This window comes from Spectribacter acetivorans, from assembly GCF_031846305.1.
GTDB classification, from domain to species: domain Bacteria; phylum Pseudomonadota; class Gammaproteobacteria; order Nevskiales; family Salinisphaeraceae; genus Spectribacter; species Spectribacter acetivorans.
Map to the genome: position 1 here is coordinate 34,578 of NZ_JAVRHY010000018.1, position 18,466 is coordinate 53,043.

Here is an 18,466-nt window from a genome sequence, read left to right on the forward strand (position 1 = left end):
GCTGCGAGCCCTTGAGTATAGCGGTTCGATCGCCGGCGAGCAATCGGCCTCGCTTGGAGGTTGGCAATAAATAACGCGCTAAATCAGTATGTTAGGTGCTCGGGGTTACTCGGGCCGTGCGTTCTCGGCCAGGGTGCGGGACAGCGCATCGGGCTCGAAATCGCCGGTCACCACGGCCTCACCCAGCGCGCGCAGCAGCACCAGCCGCAGTTCGCCGGCGACTACCTTCTTGTCACGCGCCATGAGTTCCCGCATGCGGTCGGGTGTCAGGCCGCTCGGCGGCCGGGTCGGGAGCCCGGCCCGTTCGATGAGGTGGACTGCGCGGGCGCGATCCGCCTCGCCCAGCCACCCCAAACGCACCGACATGTCGGCCGCCATGCACATGCCGGCACCCACCGCCTCGCCGTGCAGCCATTCGCCGTAACCCAGGCCCGCCTCGATGGCGTGTCCGAAGGTATGGCCCAGATTCAGCAGCGCCCGGACGCCGCCCTCCCGCTCGTCCGCGGCCACTACCTCGGCCTTGTTCCGGCAGGAGCGGGCGATGGCTTCGGTCAGCAGCGCCGGCTCCCGCGCGCGCAGGCCATCCATGTTGGCCTCCAGCCATTCCAGGAACGGCAGATCGCGGATCAGGCCGTACTTGATGATCTCCGCCAGCCCGGCAGACAGTTCGCGGTCCGGCAGGGTGGCCAGGACGTCGGTGTCGGCAATCACCGCCTTGGGCTGATGAAAGGCACCGATCATGTTCTTGCCCAGCGGGTGATTCACGCCGGTCTTGCCGCCGACCGAGGAGTCCACCTGCGCCAGAAGCGTCGTGGGAACCTGAATGAAGTCGATGCCGCGCTGGTAGATCGCGGCCGCGAAGCCGGCCAGGTCACCGATCACGCCGCCGCCCAGGGCCACCAGGGTGCCGTCGCGGCCGAAACCGGCCCGCAGCAGCCGGTCCAGAACCTGCTCGGTCCGGGCCAGGGTCTTTTGTCCTTCGCCGTCCGGCAGCACCAGCGTTTCGGGATCGCCCAGGGCCGCCACAACCTGATCCAGGTACAGTGGTGCCACGCGATCATTGGTAACAACCAGAAGTTGACCGCTGCCGCGATGGCGCTCGTAGAGTTCGGGTTGTGCCAGCAGCCCGGGCCCGATGTAGATGGGGTAGGTCCGCTCGCCGAGGTCGACGGCCAGCTGTTGCATCGAGCCCTCTAGATTTCGGCCGTGCCGATGCTCTCCAGGCGCTCCACGATCTCGCGCGCCAGGCGTCGGGCCGGCTGATCACCGGTCTTGACAGTGAGATCCGCAATGCTCCGGTAGAGCGGGTCGCGCTCTTCCATCAACTGGGTCAGCGTGGCCTCGACGTCATCGCTGCCTTCCAGCAACGGGCGATTGCGGTTGTTGCGGGTGCGCGCAAGCTGCTGCTCGAGCGAGGTCTCCAGATAGACCACCACGCCACGCGCCGAAAGCAGGTCGCGATTGGCCGATTCGAGAATCACGCCCCCGCCGGTGGCCATGACCGTATTGGTCTCGTTGACAAGGGTGGTGATCATGTCGCTTTCGCGCTTGCGGAAGCCATCCTCACCCTCCATGTCGAAGATGAAGGAGATGTCCACACCCGTGCGCTTTTCGATTTCCTGATCGGAATCGATGAACTGCATGCCCTTGATCTCGGCGATCCGGCGACCGACGGTGGTCTTGCCGGCGCCCATCGGGCCGATCAGGTAGATGTTTGGGTTGGCTGCCATTCGGATATTCTACCAACTTTGATCACCCTGCATTACGCCGAAGCTACGATGGATTTGAGCAGAATGGCTCTGTCGGCTCCGGTTGAGTGCCGAATGGGCTGGGTGTGCCTGGAGGTGCTACGTCAACATTGTTGATGTCATCCGCTAGAGCCGGCAACACGACCGTAGAGATAGCAATATCTTCGGAACCAGCCACATCCGTCGTAGCTTCGAGCCTGACTTCTACCCATTGATTTCGGTCCTGGAGGTAGGTGATGCCAAAGCTGGCGAATCCATCTTCGCCCGTGGTGACGCTGGTTGGCACCTGAGCGGCATTACCGGGATCGAGCACGCCATTGTTGTTCAGATCTTCGCCTTCCTCGAATCCATCCCCGTCCACATCTTCATTAATGCATGCGGCGGTGACATTCGCTACCCATCGATCCGCGGTGCCATCTAGGTCGGTATCGGTCAGATTGAAGGTGCCTTTGAAGTAACGCGTCGGGACTATATTGAGTTGCACTTCCGCATCTTCTATTGGGTTGCCAGCCGTGTCTGTAACCAGTACCTGATACGGGTAGACGAAACGCTGCTCGTCCGGAACTTCCACTACGTTACCCGTGCCAAATTCGATATCTATAGCTCGGCGCGCTACCGTCAGTTGAACCTGGTCGCTTGGTACGGCTGACCCTGGGATGCTCGTCTCCACTATTATTTGTCGCTGGCCAGTAGTGATGGGGCCAGCTGTAAACGTCACCTCCGCTATGCCACTGCTGTCAGTGACAGCCGTTGGCGCAGATAGCACTCCGCCGCTCGTGCCCGTGACACTAAAATTGACTGTCTGGTTCTTCACCGGGTTGTTGGCCAAATCTCGAACGACCGCGCGAATCCCGCTCTGCTCACCCGAGCCCAGGGTCTGGGGTACTGCCTGCGCCACAATCAATTCGGGGACCGTGGCGACGAACTCAAAATTCAGCCGAGTTGAGGGGGATTCGCCGGCGGTCTCTCCGACTGCTTCTATGGTTGTCGGGCCGGCCGTTGTCGAGGCAATTTCGACGCTGGCTGTGCCGCCTGAGGTGGTTGTAGTCTGAGTTCCAGAGCCGCTGCCGACGAAGCTTCCGCGTGTGGCAGAGAAGGTTACATTGGTGCCATCCGGAATGGGAACGCCGGCTTGATCCCAACTGACCGTGACGGTGCGATTGGTATTGGTGGGCACCTCTATATTCGCCATCGGGCTGGAAAGCCGGAAATCATCCTCCGAAACCGATACTTCTCTGGTGGCGGTCAGACCCAGCGCTTGTGCCGTCAGCGTGTCGTCGCCGGCATTGTTGGCGGTTAACTGGAAGTCGATCTGGCCCGCATTATTGGTATTCAGTGAGCTTGCGGAAATAGTGTTTGCCAGCGCCGAGTCGACAGCGACATTTTCCCCCGTGATCGGCGCACCCCCCGCGTCGCGCAACGTGATGGTATAGCTGGCGCTGTCGTTCAGCACGATGCTGTCGGGGCCGGTCAGATTGAGGTCGGTGCCGATCACGTCCACGTTTACGGAATCCTGTGCGCTGCCACTCGCGGCGGTCACTCGAAGCGTGCGTGTGGCGCGATTACCCGGTGTAATTAGTGTGGCCTGGGCGCGTCCGTTTTCGTCGGTCGTGGTGTTGCCGATAATCAGCGTACCGTCGTTGTCGACGGAAAAGTCCACGGGCTCGCCGGCAACCGCATTGTTGTTAGCGTTGCGCAGGATGGCGGTTATGGCGACACCCTCTTCGGGCTGGTCGGCATCGGAATTAAGCTGCGGTGCACCGGCAAAGGCCAGTACGGAGTTCGCTCCCGTTCCCGGGTTTTCTCCGTCCCCGTTTTCGCCGTCCTGGCCTTCGGTGGAGCCCCCGCATCCCGACAGCAATAGAATGCTCGACGCCAGTAGCAGCGGTATGGATTTCATCTTGCTCATAGTGTCCTCGGGAACGGTTGTCGCGGTTATATGGCGTGCACTGCTGATCGACGCTAATTGATCTGCAGGCCTTCCTTGAGAATCTTGGGGGTGACGAACAGCAGCAACTCGCGCTTGTCGCGTTGCTTGGAGGTGTTGCGGAAGAACGCGCCCAGCAGCGGAATGTCGCCGAAGCCGGGTACCTTGTTGACCACGTCGCGGTCTTCCTGCTCGTAGATACCGCCCAGCACGACGGTTTCGCCGTTTTCGACCAGCACCTGGGTGGTCAGGCTGCGGGTGTTGATCGAGGGCACCTGTCCGCCGCCCTGGACGTTGATGGCATCGCCCTGGGTGTCCTGGGTGACGAACAGGTCCATGATCACGCGTTCATCGGGGGTGATCTGGGGGGTGACGGTCAGGCTGAGCACGGCTTCCTTGAACTGGACGGTGGCGGCGCCGGACGAGGCCGCTTCCAGATAGGGGATTTCCACACCCTGTTCGATCTTGGCTTCCTTGGCATTGGCCGTGATCACGCGCGGTGATGAGATCACTTCGCCGCGGTTCTCGGATTCCAGTGCCGACAGGGCCAGGTCCAGGTTGAAGGTGTTGCCGATGATGCTGGTGGTCAGCGTCCCGGCGGGACCGGCCACCGGCAGATTGACGGCGAAGCCGGTGTCGGCGGTGTAGTTGCCGCCGCTGGGGGATTCGAATGCCGCGTTATCGGTGGCGCTGGCGGTCACGCCCAGGTTGCGCGCGAACTCGCGGTTGGCGACCACGATGCGTGACTCGATCAGCACCTGGCGCACCGGGATGTCCAGGCGGTTGATCACCCGGCGGATTTCCTCGAGCTTGGCGCGGGTTTCGTTGATCAGCAGGGTGTTGGTGCGCTCATCCACCGTCACCTGGCCGCGGGACGACAGCAGCGACACTTCGCCGGATTTCAGCAGCGCGGCGAAATCCCCGGCCCGGGCGTAGTTGATCTGGATGATTTCCGAAACCAGCGGCGCGGAGTCGCTGGTCGCCTGCTGGGCCTCGAGTTCGGCCTGTTCCCGGGTGGCGATTTCCGGCAGCGGGGCCACCAGGATGACGTTGCCCTGGCGCCGCATGCCCAGGCCTTCGGATGCCAGGATGATGTCCAGCGCCTGGTCCCAGGGCACGTTGTCCAGTTCCAGGGCCATGGCGCCGGATACGCTTTCCGACACCACCATGTTGACGCCGGCCACGTCCGCCAGAATCTGCAGCACGGCGCGCACGTCGACGCTCTGGAACGACAGCGAGATGCGTTCCCCAGTGTATTCGGGCTCGCGGGCCTGCTGTTCTTCCGGGCTGACCGGTTGCAGCTCAATCACGAAAGTGTCGTCCGACTGGTAGGCCACCTGCTCGAAGTCCGCGCCCTCAGTGGGCGTGATAGCCACGCGCGTTGCGCCGTTACGGGCCAGCGCATCGATGTATTTGACCGGGGTGGCGAAGTCGATCACGTCCAGCCGCTTTTCCAGGTCGGCCGGCAGCTGCACGCCGCTCATGGTGGCGACGATGCGCTGGCCTTCATTGTTGACGTCTACCGGGCCGGGTGTGCCGCTCAATTCAACTGTAACCCGGCCGCCACCGGCTTCGGTGCGGCGGAAATCGATGTCGGTGATGCGCTGGCCGGATGTCGGCGCCGCTGTCGGCGTGGGTCCATCGGTGGTGGCAGTGGTGTTGCCGCTGCCCTGGCCCAGGCGGACCAGTACCCGGTTGCCCTCGCGGCTCAACTGGTAGGGCACGATTCGCGACAGTTCCAGCACCACCCGTGTCCGGTCACCGCCTTCGGCCAGGGCGATCGCCTGCAGATTGCCGGCGTCCACCCGCCGATAGCGGGGTTTGGCGGCCAGTTTCGTGCCCGGCAGATCCAGCGACAGGCGGGCCGGCTGGTCCACGGTGAAGGCGCTTGCCTCCGGCGCCGGGCCGGAGAGGGTAAGCGTGACCAGCACCTGATTGCCGGCCAGTCGGGCGTGTTCCACCGATTCCAGTTCCGCGGCGCCGGCCTGGGCCGAGAAGATGCCTGTCAGCGTCAGCCCGACGAGCAGGGCAGTCCAGCGACCGGCGGGGCGGTTGAGGCGCTGTTTCATGGCATGCATTCCGTTCAAACCCGTTGATTGCCGCGGCTGGCGGCTATTGTTCAAGCGCGATGCTGGCATCGCGTTTCATGTAACCGCCGAGCCCGTCGGGCACGATCTCCACCAGGCGGATGCCGGTCTTGTCGATGGCCACGATCTCGCCGAAATTCTTGCCCATGTGGTTGCCCACCGTCACCCTGTGTACGACGCCGTCCGGTGCACTGACCAGCGCGTAGTTGGTGCCGGCGACTTTCAGGCTGCCGGCCATGCGCAGGGCGTCCAGCGGGAACTCCTCCAGCGGCTCGCGATTGCGGTTGAAATCGGGCGAGATGCCGGAGTTGCTGCGGCGCTGTTCCTGGTCGGTGTCGGCGGCAAACGGCACGAAGGGTTCGCGTCGATCGGCCGGTCGGTAGGCGAACGGTTCGTAGGTGCGCATCCGGGGTATCGGCTCGATGTCGTCGGACTTGCGCGCCTTGATCTCGGCGGCGTATGTACGCAGGTCCGACATGTCCTCGCTGCAGCCTGCCAGGGACGCTGCCAGGCCCAGCAGAAGCAGCGATCGCATGGCGTGGCGCCCGATCACTGGTCATCCTCCGTGGTCCCGGCGGTTTCGTCGCCGTCCAGATAGCGGTAGGTGTTGGCCACCACGCTCATGCGCAGTTCTCCGCCCTGGCTGTCCTCGGCGGGCTGGATGCTGACATTGTCCAGGGTGACGATGCGCGGCAGCGCGGCCACGCCGGAAACGAACGCGCCCAGTTCGTGATAGCTGCCGGTGACCACCAGATCGTTGGGCAGCACGGCGTAGAAATCCTTCACCAGTTCCGGGCGCGGCTTGAACAGTTCTTCCTCCAGCCCGCTGGCCAGACGGGTCTGGGAGATGTCGTTGAGCAGGTTGGGCACCTCGGTCTGGCTGGGCAGTTGCCGCAGCAGGTCACCGAAGGTCTGGCGCATTTCCGCAAGCTGTTCCTTGTAGGCGTCGAGATTGGCCACCTTCTTCTGCTTGCGCTCGAACTCGGCGCGCAGCGACGTTTCCTGCTGGCGGGCGCGGTCGAGTTCGTCGCCCTTGGGCAGCACGAAGTACCAGCTTCCCAGGCCCAGCAGCACCGCCGAGACGATCACCACGGCGCCGACATAGGCCCAGGTCGGCCAGCTGCCGACATTGTGCTGATCCAGCGCCCGGAGTTCGTCGACAAACTCGTTGAGTCTCATGGCGTTTCGGCCTCCGACTCGCCGCCTTCGTCATCCGGCTTCTGGGGGTTCACGGTACGGAAGTTCAGCGTGAATTCGGCGGCACGCTGGGAGCCGCCGCTGGTGCCCTTGATGACCACCAGCCGCGGATCCTCGAACCAGTCGGAGTCATCCAGGTTGATCATGTAGGCCGACACCCGGCCGTTGGATTCGGCGATGCCGTCGACCGTGGTGGTCTTGCCGTTCTGTTTCAGCGAGGTGAGGTAGACGCCCTCGGGCAGCGTTTCCACGATCTGGTCGAAATAGTGGACGATCTGGGAGCGGGACTGTTGCAGTTCCTCGATGATGCGCATGCGGGTGATCAGATTGTCGCGGGTTTCCTCGAGTTTCTCGATCTCAGTGATCTGCTTGTCGATCTCCGCGATCTCGGCCTTGAGGAAGCGATTGCGGGCCTGCTGGCTGTCGATGGCGCTGTTGTAGGCGAACACCCCGAGCGCCACCAAGCCCAGTGCGCCGATTGCTGCCGCGGCAAGTGCGGTGAAGAACTGCTTCTTGCGCTGTTCGCGGCGGGCTTCGCGCCAGTCCAGCAGGTTGATGCGGATGAGTGTCTGCATGACGCCGCTCAGTCCAGTGCCCGCAGCGCGAGGCCGGTTGCCACCATCAGGGCCGGGGCCTCGGCATCCACGCGGCCGCGCCGGGCGCCGCCGCTGGCCTTGAGCCCGGCCAGCGGGTTGCCCGAGGCAGTGGCGATTTCCAGCGTGCGGCCGACGTGGTCATCCAGACCGGTAAACAGCGCGCAGCCGCCGGTGAGGATGATCTGCTCCACACTTTCGATCTCGCCCGATTGCGAGAAGAACAACTGCAGCGATCGATCGATCTGCTGGGCCAGCTGTTCGGCAAAGTCCGGCACGATGGATGCCAGATAATCGGCCGCCAGCTCGCCGCTGCGCAGGCGGGCCAGCGCGGCTTCGGACGAATCCAACCCTTCGTGCCGCTGGATTTCCTCCACCAGATGGCTGCCGCCGAAGGCCTGTTCACGGGTGTAGATGGTTTCACCGCTATGCAGCACGTTTACCGCCGTGGTGGTGGCCCCCACGTCGACCACCGCCACCGTGCGTTCCGCGCCCTTGTCGGGCATCTGCTCGATCAGCAGCCCGCAGGCGTTCTGCAGCGCGTAGCTTTCCACGTCCACCAGCCTGACCTTCAGGCCGGCAATTTCAACCGCGGCGATCCGCATTTCGACATTGTCGCGCCGGCAGGCCGCCAGCAGCACCTGCTGCATGTCGCCGTCGTGGGGCGAGGGGCCCATGATCTGGAAATCCAGGCTGACGTCCTCGATGGGGTAGGGAATATAGGCATCGGCCTCGAAGCCGATCTGCTGTTCGATCTCGTCCTCGGTCAGGGTGGCGGGCATGTCGATGATCTTGCTGATCACCGCCGAGCCGGACACGGCGACCGCCGCCTGTTGCTGGCGGCAGCCGGATTTCTGCATCGCGCGGTTGATGCTCTGGGCCACCAGTTCCGGTTCCACAATCTGGCGATCCTGCACCGCGTCGGGCGGCAGGGCTTCGGTGGCAAAGGCCTTGATCAGGGGCGCATCGAGGCTGCCGCCGAGTTCGAGCAGCTTGACCCGGCCAGCGCTGATGTCCAGCGCCACCAGTTCCGGTGATTCGCGTCCCGTGATCGAATCCAGCAGACCCATCAAATTCCCCCAGTACCAAGGCCGGCGGTCACCGGTGCGGTTTGCCCCTTACCCCCAAGGCTTTCTGCAAGCCGCTGACTTGTAATCAATATCGTGACCCATCCGGCCTGAAAGAACCATCGCAGAAGTTATCGGCGCCGACAAGCCGCACTGAAGCAAGGCTGCAGGCCGTACGCGGCCCCGGTATCATGACGACTGGCTTTATGCGTGCGTGCCGCTTGCGCCACGCGCGATACCTCGGGTGGACACTCACATTGCCGCGTGCGGTCAAGGTTCTTCTGGTTATCATGGCGGGTCTGCTGTCCGCGTCCCTGCTTGCGGTGGGCGTGGTCGGCGGCACCTATCTGTATTTCGGCCCGCAGTTGCCCAAGCCGGGCGAGATCGGCGAGGCCCAGCTCAACGAACCGCTCCGGGTTTACACCGCCGACGACCAGCTGATTGCGGAATACGGCGCCGAGCGGCGCCTGCCGGTGACGTTCGAGGACATTCCGTCCCGGGTGATTGACGCCTTCCTGGCGGCCGAGGATGACCGCTTCTTCGAGCACCCCGGGGTGGATTACCAGGGCCTGTTGCGGGCAGCCTGGAATCTGCTTCTCACCGGCGAGAAGACCCAGGGTGGCAGCACCATCACCATGCAGCTGGCCCGCAACCTGTTCCTGTCGCGCGAGCGCACCTACACCCGCAAGATCAAGGAAATCTTTCTGGCGCTGCGCATCGAGGCGGCGCTGTCCAAGAACCAGATTCTCGAGATCTACCTGAACAAGATTTACCTGGGCAATCGCAGCTACGGGGTGGGCGCCGCGGCCGAGGTGTATTACGACAAGACGCTGGCGGATCTTTCGGTGGGTGAGGTGGCGACCCTCGCCGGCCTGCCCAAGGCCCCCTCGCACTACAATCCGGCGCGCTATCCGGAGCGTGCCCGCAGCCGCCGCGATTATGTGCTCGGCCGGATGGTGGCGCTGGACTACATCACCCGTGACGAATACGAGACCGCGGAGTCCCAGCCGGTGGAGACCGCCACGCGGGTGGCGGACAGCCGTTACGAGGCCGATTACGTGGCCGAGATGGTGCGCCAGGAGGTGGTGGACCGGTTCGGCGAAGATGCCGCCTACACCGCCGGCTACAAGGTCACCACCACGCTGCTCAGCGAGCGCCAGCGCGCTGCCAACCGCAGCCTGCGGCGGGCATTGCTGGCCTATGACGCCCGGCACGAGTGGCGGGGCGCGGAAGCCGACATGCCGACGAGCGATATGGGCGATACCGAGATCATGAACGACGCCCTGGCCGAACGCCCCGATGCGGGCGGCCTGGTGCCGGCGGTGGTGCTGTCGGCCGGCGCCGACGAGGCCACGCTCTACACCGAGCCACACGGCGAGGTGAGGGTGAACCGGAGCCGGGTTGCCTGGCTGAGCGACGGCGATTCGCTTGCCAGCCTGATCGAGCGCGGGGATATCGTGCGGCTGGCCTACACCGGTGACGACAAGCAGGCCTGGTCGCTGGTGCAGATTCCCGACGTGCAGGGGGCGCTGGTCGCGCTCGACCCACGCGACGGGGCAATCCAGGGCCTGGCCGGCGGCTTCGACTACAGCCTGAGCAAGTTCAACCGGGCGGTGCAGGCGAAACGCCAGCCGGGTTCCTCGTTCAAGCCATTCCTGTATGCCGCGGCGCTGGACAACGGCTTCACCCCGGCCACCATCATCAACGACGCCCCGGTGGTATTCGACGCCCCCGGGCTGGGGCGCGACTGGCGGCCCGAGAACTACAGCGGTCGCATTCACGGGCCCACCCGGCTGCGCGAGGCTCTGACGCATTCGCGCAATCTCGTGACCATCCGCCTGCTGCGCTCGATCGGTATCGACACCGCCATCGACTACATCAGCCGGTTCGGCCTGCCCGTGGACCAGATGCCGCGGGATCTGTCGCTGTCTCTGGGTAGCGGTACTTTCAGCCCGCTGCAGATAGCGCGGGCCGATGCCGTGTTCGCCAATGGCGGGTTTCTGGTCGAGCCCTATTTCATCCGCGAGATACGCGATGGCCGCGACGAAACGGTGTACGAGGCGGAACCGCTTACCGCCTGCCCGCAATCCTGCAGCGGGGCCGACCGGCCGTTCGCGCCACGCGTGATCCCGGCACAGACGGCCTGGCTGATGAACAGCATGATGCAGGACGTGATCCAGCACGGCACCGGAAGGCGCGCCACCCGGCTGGGGCGTAAGGATCTTGCCGGCAAGACCGGCACCACCAACGAGCAGCGTGACGCCTGGTTTACCGGCTTCAACGCCGATCTGGTGGCGGTGGCCTGGGTCGGCTTCGACAAGCTCGAGCCCCTGGGCGGCGGCGAAACCGGCGGGCAGGCGGCACTGCCGATGTGGATCGACTTCATGGGCTCGGCCCTCGCCGATCAGCCGGAACACAGCATGACGCGGCCCTCGGGGCTGGTGAGCGTGCGCATCGATCCGGAATCCGGGCGGCTGGCCGAGGGCGGCGGTGACGGCATATTCGAGATCTTCCGCGAGGAGAACAAGCCGGAGGCCGGGGCGCCCGGCCAGGACGGCGGCACCGAGGAAGTCGAGCAACTGTTCTGATCGCGCCGGGTACGGCGCCGGTCCATCAGAGGATTTCTGGCGATGGCCAACGGCAAGCGGGTAGAGGCGATGCGCCAGCAGCTGGCGCAGACCGCGGCGCAGATGATCCAGGAGCAGGGCATTCGCGACTATCGGCTGGCCAAGGAAAAGGCCGCGGCCCGGCACGGGGTCGATATCCGTCGCGGGCCGCTGCCGCGCAATACCGAAATCGAAGCCGCGCTGGCGGCGTACCAGCGGCTGTTCGCCGGGACCGATACCGCCGACCGGCTGGCCGAGCTGCGGCGTGCGGCCCTGCAGGCCATGCGCGAACTCGAGGCGTTTGAGCCGCGGCTGGTGGGGGATGTGCTCAGCGGTCTGGCGACCCCGCACAGCGATGTGCAGTTGCACGTGTTCGCCGATCACTCCGAGGCCTTCGATTTCCACCTCCAGGATCGCGGTATTCCGTTCGAGCTGGGCGAGCGCCGCTTCCGCTATGGCCGCGGTGGCTACCAGCATTACCCGGCATTCCGTTTCGTCGCCGGCGGGGTCGGTTTCGAGGCGGTACTGTTCCCGCTGACGGAAATGCGCCAGGCCCCCAACAGCCTGATCGACGGCACACCGCTGGCCCGGGCCAAGACCGAGGAGGTGGCGCGGCTGCTGGCCGATGATGTCGCCGGCATCTGATTCGTCCCCAGTGGGTGGTCGCTGGCCGGCCACCCTGACCGTGCTGATGGGGACCATCTCGGTGGTCCTGACCACCACCATCGTGAACGTCGCCGTGCCCGGCATCATGGCCGACTTCGACATGGACCAGTTGCATGCCCAGTGGCTTTCCACGGGCTTTCTAGCCGCGATGACCGCCACCATGCTGGCCAGCGCACGGGTGGTGGAGCGGCTGGGCCAGCAGCGCACCTTCCGCATTGCCCTGTGGCTGTTCGTGGTGGCCTCGCTGCTGGCGGCGGCCAGCTGGAATACGCCGGTGATGATTGCCGCGCGCATCCTGCAGGGGGCGGTGGCCGGCATCATTCAGCCGCTCGCGCTGGTGGTGATTTTCCAGGTATTTCCTGACGACGAACGTGGCCGGGCGCTCGGTCTTTACGGCATGGGTGTGGTGCTGGCGCCCGCGGTGGGTCCGGCCGTGGGCGGCTGGCTAGTGGACGTATTCAGTTGGCGCGCGGTGTATCTCGCCGCGCTGCCGTTCTGTGCCGTCGGCCTCTGGGGCGCCCGGCGCACGCTCGGCAATCACCGGGCCGAGACGGTGCTCCCCTTCGACTGGTGGGGCATCGGCCTGCTGGCGGCAGGCCTGGCGCTGTTGCTCGGCGGGTTGGCGGAGCTGGGGCTGGCGCACGCCTGGATTCCCCCGGGCTGGCTGATTGCCGGCGGACTGGTGTTGCTGGCCGGGTTCCTCATTCTGCAGCGGCGCCGGGCCTCGCCGTTGGTGAACCTTGGCGTATTCCGCCAGCCGGCATTTGCCCTGGCTTTCGTGCTGGCACTGGTCTACGGCGCCGGGCTGTTCGGTTCCACCTATCTGCTGCCGCTGCTGGTGCAGGGCGTGCAAGGGCTGTCCGCCACCATGACCGGGCTGGTGCTGATGCCCGCGGGGCTGGCGCTGGCGATGGTGTTTCCGGTATCCGGGCGTCTCAGCGACCACTGGCCGGCGCACCGGCTGATCATCGCCGGGCTGGTGCTGGTGGCGCTGGCGTTCTTCGCCCTGGCGACCACCGGGCCGGCGACCGGTTTCGTGGTGCTGGCGGCGTTCATCCTGCTGGGCCGCATCGGGCTGGGGCTGATTCTGCCGGCCCTCAATCTGGATGCCCTGCGGGGCTTGCCGGACGGCCTGATGCATCAGGGCTCCGGCGTGATCAACTTTGCCCGGCAACTGGGCGGGGCCTTCGGCGTCAACCTGTTCGCGCTGTTGCTGGACTGGCGCGTGCGCCAGCATCTTCATGCCGGGGGCGAGTCGTCACTGGCGCTGCATAACCTGTATCAGCCGGGTGCGGCCGACCCCGCGGGCCTGCAGGCATTGACGCGGGGCTTCGCAGAGACTTTCATGGTGCTCGGTTCGTGTTTCGTCCTGGCGGTGATCCCGGCAGTGGCGATGGGAGTGCGGCATGCGCGAGTTCGAGCGAATTCTTCTGGCCTATGACGGCAGCGAGCGGGGGCGGGTGGCCCTGCGCGGGGCGCAGCCGCTGCTGAAACTGCCCCAGTCCGAGGTTCACCTGCTGGCGGTGGTGCCGCTGGCCAGCGCGGTGGCCGCGGCGGAGGGTTTCTACACCGAAGCCATGTACGAGGCCGAGCGCGATCGGGTCGAGCAGATACTCGCCGAGGGCGTCGAGATTCTGCGCGACCTCGGCGTCGAGGCGCGCGGCCATCTGCGGGCCGGTCTGCCGGCCCAGGAAATCGCCGAGCTGGCGGAGTCGCTGAATATCGACCTGGTAGTGGTGGGTCATCAGCAGCGTGGGCCGCTGACGCGCTGGTGGCAGGGCTCGGTAAGCGCCTCGCTGCTGGACCGTCTTACCTGCGCCATGCTGGTGGTTCAGGCCTGCGACCCCGCCCTGGCGGAAGAATAACGGGGACCGGTTGCGCCAGTCTGGTCCGGCGCGGATCATGCCGGCATGACCGATTCCCCGCGCAAGTCGATCGACGAACTGACCTGGGACAACCGTTTCCAGGCGCTCGGTACCGCCTACGGCAGGCCCCAGACACCTACCGAATTGCCCGACCCCTTTCGTATCGCGGTCAGCGACGAGGCGGCCGCGCTGATCGATCTGGATACTGCCGACCCGGCATTCGTCTCCACCTTCGCCGGTAATCGGCTGCCGGCAGACTGCCAGCCCTTCGCGCACCGCTATGCCGGGCACCAGTTCGGCGTGTGGGTACCGCAGCTGGGCGACGGTCGCGTGGTGTCTCTCGGGCAGGTGCGCAACCGCGCCGGCAAGTGCTGGGATGTGCAGCTCAAGGGCGCCGGCAAGACCCCGTATTCCCGGCATGCCGACGGGCGGGCGATGCTGGCTTCCACGGTACGGGAATATCTGGTCAGCGAGGCGATGGCGGGGCTGGGAATTCCCACCACCCGGGCCCTGTGCGTGATCGGCTCCAGCCTGAAGGTGGCGCGCGACACCTGGCATCCCGCCGCGGTGCTGACGCGGCTGGCGCCGACCCACGTGCGATTCGGCAGCTTCGAATACCTGTTCTACCGCTCGCAGTTCGACCATCTGGCGCCGCTGGCAGATCACGTCATCGAAGTGGAGTATCCCGATCTGGCCGGCCAGCCGCCCGGTCAGGCCCGTTATCAGGCCTGGGTGGCCGGCGTGATCGAGCGCACTGCCGAGCTGATGGCGGCCTGGCAGAGCGTGGGTTTCGTCCACGGCGTGATGAACACGGACAACATGTCGGTGGCCGGCCTCACGTTGGACTACGGGCCGTTCGGGTTCATGGACGACTATCGGCCCGACGCGGTGTTCAATCACACCGACGAAACCGGACGCTATGCGTTCAACCGCCAGCCCGACGCCGCCCTGTGGAATCTGGGCTGTTTCGTGCAGGCCATCCTGCCGCTGCTGTCCGAGGATCCGGACACCGCCATCGGTATGGGGCAGGACCTGCTCAAGGCCTATCGGCCGGCCTTCGATGCCGCGTACAACCGCCGGATGGCGGCCCGGCTGAGGCTGCCGGATAGCCCGGCCACGGTCGATCTGCGCGATCGTCTGCTGACCCTGATGGCGGCGGATGGCGCCGACTTCACCCGCAGCTTTCGGGGCCTGTGTTCGGCAGCAGCCGGGGATGAGGGTGCATGGCTGGCGGAATTCTCTCGGCCGGATGACGCCGCGGCCTGGCTGCGGGACTGGCGCGCGGCCTGGCCGGTGTCGGCGGCAGCGATGGCCGAATGCCTGCCGGCGGCCAATCCGCGCTACGTGCTGCGTACCTATCTCGCGGAGCAGGCGATTCGTGCGGCGCAGGGCGGCGACTACAGCGAAATCGAACGGCTGCAGCGTCTGCTGGCCCGGCCCTTCGACGAACAGCCCGATATGGCGGAGTACGCGAAACGCCCGCCCGCCTGGGCTGCGGAGATCGCGTTGAGCTGTACCGCCTGAGCAGCCCCGCGGCAATGGAAACCACCGGGCCACGGTCTAATGCATCGAATCGATGACAAGGGTGGCCGCCGGGCGGACATGAGCAGCAGACAACATCAGTTCGATGCCATGACGGCGGCGGTGGCCAACGATCTGTTCCGCTACGCCGTATGGCTGTGCCGGGATCGCGACCTAGCCCAGGACCTGGTGCAGGAAACCCTGCTGCGGGCCTGGCGCTTCATGGACAAGCTGCGGGATTCCGGTGCCGTCAAGGCCTGGCTGCTCACCACCCTGCGGCGGGAACACGCGCGGCTGTACGAGCGCAAGCACCTGGACCGGGTGGACATGGACATGTCCTTCATCGAGGACGAATCGGGACGCGATCCGTTTGCCGACGCCGAACGGCGGGAGCTGCAGCAGCGCATCGCCGCGCTGCCCGAGGACTACCGCGAACCCCTGGCCATGCAGGTGATTCTGGGCTGCAAGGTGGCCGAGATCGCCGAGGCCATGGACCTTAGCGAAAGCGCGGTGATGACCCGCCTGTTTCGCGCGCGCAAACAACTTATGGACGGCACCGATCGGGCCGTGGAGAGTGTGCAATGAATTGCCTGGAATTCCGCCGGGCCTGTCAGGCAGACCCGCAGCATCTGACCGCCGAACAGCAGGCACATCGTCTGCAGTGTGCGGCCTGCAATCGTTTCGCGGCCGAACAGCTGGATTTCGACCGGCGCCTGGCGTCGGCCCTTCGGGTGCCCGTGCCCGAGGGCCTGACCCAGCGGGTGATCTTCGAACGCAGCCTGCGCGGTCGCCGCCGGCGCACCGGCTGGCTGGCGATGGCGGCGTCGGTGCTGGTGGTGGTCGGCGTGACATCGGTGCTTCTGGTGTCGCCGTCGGGATCGGATATCGAAAACTTTACCGCGCACATGACGGCTCATCCCGTGGATCAGGTGCCGTTGGCCGAAGCCGATGGCATGGCGTTGCAGCGAGTGGCGGCCAATCTGTCCCTGCCGGCGGTTTCGGATCTATCCGAGGTTGTCCGGGCCGAACTATGCGTGGTGGACGGGCATCGCGGTGCCCATCTGATCGTGGATTCGGGCGAGGCCCCGGTCACCGCGTTTGTCATGCCCGGCATGACCGCCGAGCAGCTGTCCGGTCTGTCCGAGGTGCCCGGGCTGTCCAGCCAGGTGGTGAGCACCCGCGACGGGCTGATCCTGCTGTTCTGTCCCGACCAGAGCCGGCTGGTCGAACTGGGCGAGCGCATGCGCCGGCAGCTGGGCTGGCAGGTCTGAGGCCTGATTCGCATGGGTGCGTCCAGCGCCCACCCCGGTTAACCTTGGACGCGTCGGCCCGCCGTACGATGGCCGGGGCGTTGTCATCGCTGTTGTCGGGGAGAATGCATGCTGGGGGTCATGGGAATCTTGGTGTCGCTGGGACTGCTGATGTTCCTGGCGTACCGCGGGGTATCGGTGATTCTGCTGGCGCCGGTGCTGGCGCTGCTGGCCTGTCTGTTCCAGGCGGATGGCGTCCCGCTTCTGGCCACCTATACCCAGGTGTTCATGCCTGCCATGGGCGACTTTGCGGCCCGCTACTTCCCGATCTTTCTGCTCGGCGCCATCTTCGGCAAGCTGATGCAGGATTCCGGCTGCGCGCGATCGATCGCCCTGCAGTTCCGCGACTGGCTGGGCGAGCGCCACGCCGTGCTGTCGATCGTGCTGGCCTGCGGGCTGCTGGAATACGGCGGCGTATCCGCGTTCGTGGTGGCGTTCTCGGTCTATCCGCTGGCTGCGGCGCTGTTCCGGGAGCTGGATATTCCCAAGCGTCTGCTGGGCGGCACGCTGGCGCTGGGGGCGTTCACGTTCGCGATGACGGCGCTGCCCGGTACGGCGCAAATCCACAACGTGATTCCCATGTCCTATTTCGGCACCACCGCGTTTGCCGCGCCGGTGCTGGGACTGACGGCGGCCGTGATGATGGTGGGCGGCGGCGTGCTATGGCTGAACTGGCGGCTGCGGGCTGCGCGCCGTGCCGGCGAGGGCTACGGCACCGGGCATACCCGCGAGCCGGAAGCCATCGACGGCGGCGTGCCGGGCTTCTGGACCGCCCTGTTGCCCATCGTCGCCGTGATCGGCGTCAATCTGGTGATGGTTCGGTACGTCATGCCCGGCTGGGACACCGGCTATCTGGGCACGGACGCCTACGGCAATACCGATTTCGAGTCCGTACGGGGCCTGTGGGGCATCATCCCCGCGCTGCTGGTGGCCGGTCTGCTGGTGGCGGCGGTGCATTTCCGCTCGCGGGCCGGGCTCAATCGCACACTATCGGATGGCGCGATGGGCTCGTTGCTGCCGATGTTCAACACCGCCAGCGAGGTGGGCTACGGCACCACCATCGCCACGCTGGCCGCGTTCGCGGTGGTCAAGGAGTCGGTGCTCAACATTTCGCCGGGCAACCCGCTGATTTCCGAGATGGTGGCTGTGAACGTGCTGGCGGGTATTACCGGGTCGGCGTCGGGCGGCCTCGGCATCGCCCTGTCGGCGCTGGGCGAAACCTACAACGAGCTGGCCGCCAGCCTGGGCGTGAATCCGGAGTTCATGCACCGCATCGCCTCGATGTCCTCGGGTGGCTTCGATTCGCTGCCGCACAACGGCGCGGTCATCACCCTGCTGACCATCTGCGGGCTGACCCATCGTCAGGCCTATCCGGACATCGCGGTGGTGTCGCTGCTGATCCCCTTTCTGGTGACCGCCACCTGCGTCGCCGGGCTGAGCCTGATTTTGTAATACTGAGGTCTTGTTTCTTGTTCGGGCCCGGATATGCTAATTTGTCACCGCTTTGTGTCGGGATACGAGGGCCCGGTAGACCCAAGGCAATTCCCAACCAGGAGAAGTGATTATGACGGGTAAGTGGATCAAGGTTGCAGCTCTGGCGGCGCTGGTTGCCGGCGCGGCAGGTTGCTCGAACAGCGAACTCCAGGCCCAGGTCGACGAGGCAATGCGCACGGCGGAAGCCGCGCAGAGCACGGCGAATGCTGCTCAGAGTTCGGCCGATTCGGCCCAGCAGACTGCCGATCGTGCGATGAGCGCGGCGCAGGAAAGCAAGTCCTGCTGCCAGGCCAACTCGAAGCGCATCGAGCGCATGTTCGAGGCCTCTCAGCGCAAGTAATCGGAACAGTCGATCCGATTCGTCAAAGCCCCGCTCCGGCGGGGC

17 protein-coding genes are annotated in these 18,466 nt (G+C 65.5%); 9 read left to right on the plus strand and 8 right to left on the minus strand.

The window, feature by feature from the left end; translation table 11 throughout:
- Window positions 1–105: 105 nt before the first annotated feature.
- From aroB to pilM, 8 genes are read right to left on the minus strand one after another with little or no spacing between them, the layout of a single operon-like run.
- The gene (aroB, locus tag RM531_RS14460; protein WP_311660258.1) at window positions 106–1,185 is read right to left on the minus strand and encodes a 3-dehydroquinate synthase; all 1,080 of its coding nucleotides are present in this window, start codon (window positions 1,183–1,185) and stop codon (window positions 106–108) included.
- A gap of 8 nt (window positions 1,186–1,193) precedes the next feature.
- Window positions 1,194–1,730, minus strand: coding sequence for a shikimate kinase AroK (aroK, locus tag RM531_RS14465; protein WP_311660260.1), 537 nt, complete (start codon window positions 1,728–1,730; stop codon window positions 1,194–1,196).
- Window positions 1,731–1,773: 43 nt separating this feature from the next.
- The gene (locus RM531_RS14470; protein WP_311660261.1) at window positions 1,774–3,657 is read right to left on the minus strand and encodes an Ig-like domain-containing protein; all 1,884 of its coding nucleotides are present in this window, start codon (window positions 3,655–3,657) and stop codon (window positions 1,774–1,776) included.
- 53 nt (window positions 3,658–3,710) lie between these two features.
- Entirely contained in the window at window positions 3,711–5,744 is a 2,034-nt protein-coding gene (locus RM531_RS14475; RefSeq protein WP_311660262.1) for a type IV pilus secretin PilQ, read from the minus strand.
- A gap of 43 nt (window positions 5,745–5,787) precedes the next feature.
- The gene (locus tag RM531_RS14480) at window positions 5,788–6,297 is read right to left on the minus strand and encodes a pilus assembly protein PilP (RefSeq protein ID WP_311660264.1); all 510 of its coding nucleotides are present in this window, start codon (window positions 6,295–6,297) and stop codon (window positions 5,788–5,790) included.
- A 14-nt stretch (window positions 6,298–6,311) separates the two neighbouring features.
- Window positions 6,312–6,941 (minus strand): type IV pilus inner membrane component PilO, encoded by a 630-nt coding sequence (locus RM531_RS14485; protein ID WP_311660265.1) that lies wholly within the window; start codon window positions 6,939–6,941, stop codon window positions 6,312–6,314.
- Window positions 6,938–7,534: a PilN domain-containing protein gene (locus RM531_RS14490; RefSeq protein ID WP_311660267.1), complete on the minus strand. Its 597-nt coding sequence runs from the start codon at window positions 7,532–7,534 to the stop codon at window positions 6,938–6,940. Before RM531_RS14490 ends, RM531_RS14485 begins: the two co-directional genes overlap by 4 nt.
- Window positions 7,535–7,542: 8 nt before the next feature.
- Complete coding sequence (pilM, locus tag RM531_RS14495) at window positions 7,543–8,622, minus strand: type IV pilus assembly protein PilM (protein ID WP_311660269.1); 1,080 nt, start codon at window positions 8,620–8,622, stop codon at window positions 7,543–7,545.
- 287 nt (window positions 8,623–8,909) lie between these two features.
- On the opposite strand from pilM, the gene RM531_RS14500 reads away from it, so the two are divergent.
- The 9 genes from RM531_RS14500 to RM531_RS14540 all read left to right on the plus strand — a co-directional run bounded on the left by RM531_RS14500 (window position 8,910) and on the right by RM531_RS14540 (window position 18,421).
- Window positions 8,910–11,207 carry a penicillin-binding protein 1A gene (locus RM531_RS14500; protein ID WP_311660271.1) on the plus strand — a complete coding sequence of 766 codons (2,298 nt, stop codon included), beginning with the start codon at window positions 8,910–8,912 and terminating at the stop codon, window positions 11,205–11,207.
- 42 nt (window positions 11,208–11,249) lie between these two features.
- Window positions 11,250–11,870, plus strand: a complete 621-nt coding sequence (locus tag RM531_RS14505) for a hypothetical protein (RefSeq protein WP_311660273.1) — start codon at window positions 11,250–11,252, stop codon at window positions 11,868–11,870.
- Window positions 11,871–11,880: 10 nt separating this feature from the next.
- Window positions 11,881–13,332, plus strand: coding sequence for a DHA2 family efflux MFS transporter permease subunit (locus RM531_RS14510; RefSeq protein WP_311660275.1), 1,452 nt, complete (start codon window positions 11,881–11,883; stop codon window positions 13,330–13,332).
- On the plus strand, window positions 13,298–13,756 hold the full coding sequence (locus RM531_RS14515; RefSeq protein ID WP_311660278.1) for a universal stress protein: 459 nt from the start codon (window positions 13,298–13,300) through the stop codon (window positions 13,754–13,756). The genes RM531_RS14510 and RM531_RS14515 overlap by 35 nt, the downstream gene beginning before the upstream one ends.
- Window positions 13,757–13,801: 45 nt before the next feature.
- Window positions 13,802–15,280 carry a protein adenylyltransferase SelO gene (locus RM531_RS14520; RefSeq protein WP_311660279.1) on the plus strand — a complete coding sequence of 493 codons (1,479 nt, stop codon included), beginning with the start codon at window positions 13,802–13,804 and terminating at the stop codon, window positions 15,278–15,280.
- A gap of 78 nt (window positions 15,281–15,358) precedes the next feature.
- A complete protein-coding gene (locus RM531_RS14525; protein ID WP_311660282.1) occupies window positions 15,359–15,862 on the plus strand; it encodes a sigma-70 family RNA polymerase sigma factor in 504 nt (167 codons plus the stop codon).
- Complete coding sequence (locus RM531_RS14530; RefSeq protein ID WP_311660283.1) at window positions 15,859–16,548, plus strand: DUF3379 family protein; 690 nt, start codon at window positions 15,859–15,861, stop codon at window positions 16,546–16,548. The genes RM531_RS14525 and RM531_RS14530 overlap by 4 nt, the downstream gene beginning before the upstream one ends.
- Window positions 16,549–16,656: 108 nt before the next feature.
- On the plus strand, window positions 16,657–18,039 hold the full coding sequence (locus RM531_RS14535) for a GntP family permease (protein ID WP_311660286.1): 1,383 nt from the start codon (window positions 16,657–16,659) through the stop codon (window positions 18,037–18,039).
- A 112-nt stretch (window positions 18,040–18,151) separates the two neighbouring features.
- Complete coding sequence (locus RM531_RS14540; protein WP_311660288.1) at window positions 18,152–18,421, plus strand: Lpp/OprI family alanine-zipper lipoprotein; 270 nt, start codon at window positions 18,152–18,154, stop codon at window positions 18,419–18,421.
- The last annotated feature ends 45 nt before the right edge of the window (window positions 18,422–18,466 follow it).

Excerpts from the sequence above, each read along its gene's own strand:
- aroB (WP_311660258.1), bottom strand. The coding sequence starts at position 1,185 with ATGCAACAGCTGGCCGTCGACCTCGGCGAGCGGACCTACCCCATCTAC.
- aroK (WP_311660260.1), bottom strand. The coding sequence starts at position 1,730 with ATGGCAGCCAACCCAAACATCTACCTGATCGGCCCGATGGGCGCCGGC.
- RM531_RS14470 (WP_311660261.1), bottom strand. The coding sequence starts at position 3,657 with ATGAGCAAGATGAAATCCATACCGCTGCTACTGGCGTCGAGCATTCTA.
- RM531_RS14475 (WP_311660262.1), bottom strand. The coding sequence starts at position 5,744 with ATGAAACAGCGCCTCAACCGCCCCGCCGGTCGCTGGACTGCCCTGCTC.
- RM531_RS14480 (WP_311660264.1), bottom strand. The coding sequence starts at position 6,297 with ATGCGATCGCTGCTTCTGCTGGGCCTGGCAGCGTCCCTGGCAGGCTGC.
- RM531_RS14485 (WP_311660265.1), bottom strand. The coding sequence starts at position 6,941 with ATGAGACTCAACGAGTTTGTCGACGAACTCCGGGCGCTGGATCAGCAC.
- RM531_RS14490 (WP_311660267.1), bottom strand. The coding sequence starts at position 7,534 with ATGCAGACACTCATCCGCATCAACCTGCTGGACTGGCGCGAAGCCCGC.
- pilM (WP_311660269.1), bottom strand. The coding sequence starts at position 8,622 with ATGGGTCTGCTGGATTCGATCACGGGACGCGAATCACCGGAACTGGTG.
- RM531_RS14500 (WP_311660271.1), top strand. The coding sequence starts at position 8,910 with ATGGCGGGTCTGCTGTCCGCGTCCCTGCTTGCGGTGGGCGTGGTCGGC.
- RM531_RS14505 (WP_311660273.1), top strand. The coding sequence starts at position 11,250 with ATGGCCAACGGCAAGCGGGTAGAGGCGATGCGCCAGCAGCTGGCGCAG.
- RM531_RS14515 (WP_311660278.1), top strand. The coding sequence starts at position 13,298 with ATGCGCGAGTTCGAGCGAATTCTTCTGGCCTATGACGGCAGCGAGCGG.
- RM531_RS14520 (WP_311660279.1), top strand. The coding sequence starts at position 13,802 with ATGACCGATTCCCCGCGCAAGTCGATCGACGAACTGACCTGGGACAAC.
- RM531_RS14525 (WP_311660282.1), top strand. The coding sequence starts at position 15,359 with ATGAGCAGCAGACAACATCAGTTCGATGCCATGACGGCGGCGGTGGCC.
- RM531_RS14530 (WP_311660283.1), top strand. The coding sequence starts at position 15,859 with ATGAATTGCCTGGAATTCCGCCGGGCCTGTCAGGCAGACCCGCAGCAT.
- RM531_RS14535 (WP_311660286.1), top strand. The coding sequence starts at position 16,657 with ATGCTGGGGGTCATGGGAATCTTGGTGTCGCTGGGACTGCTGATGTTC.
- RM531_RS14540 (WP_311660288.1), top strand. The coding sequence starts at position 18,152 with ATGACGGGTAAGTGGATCAAGGTTGCAGCTCTGGCGGCGCTGGTTGCC.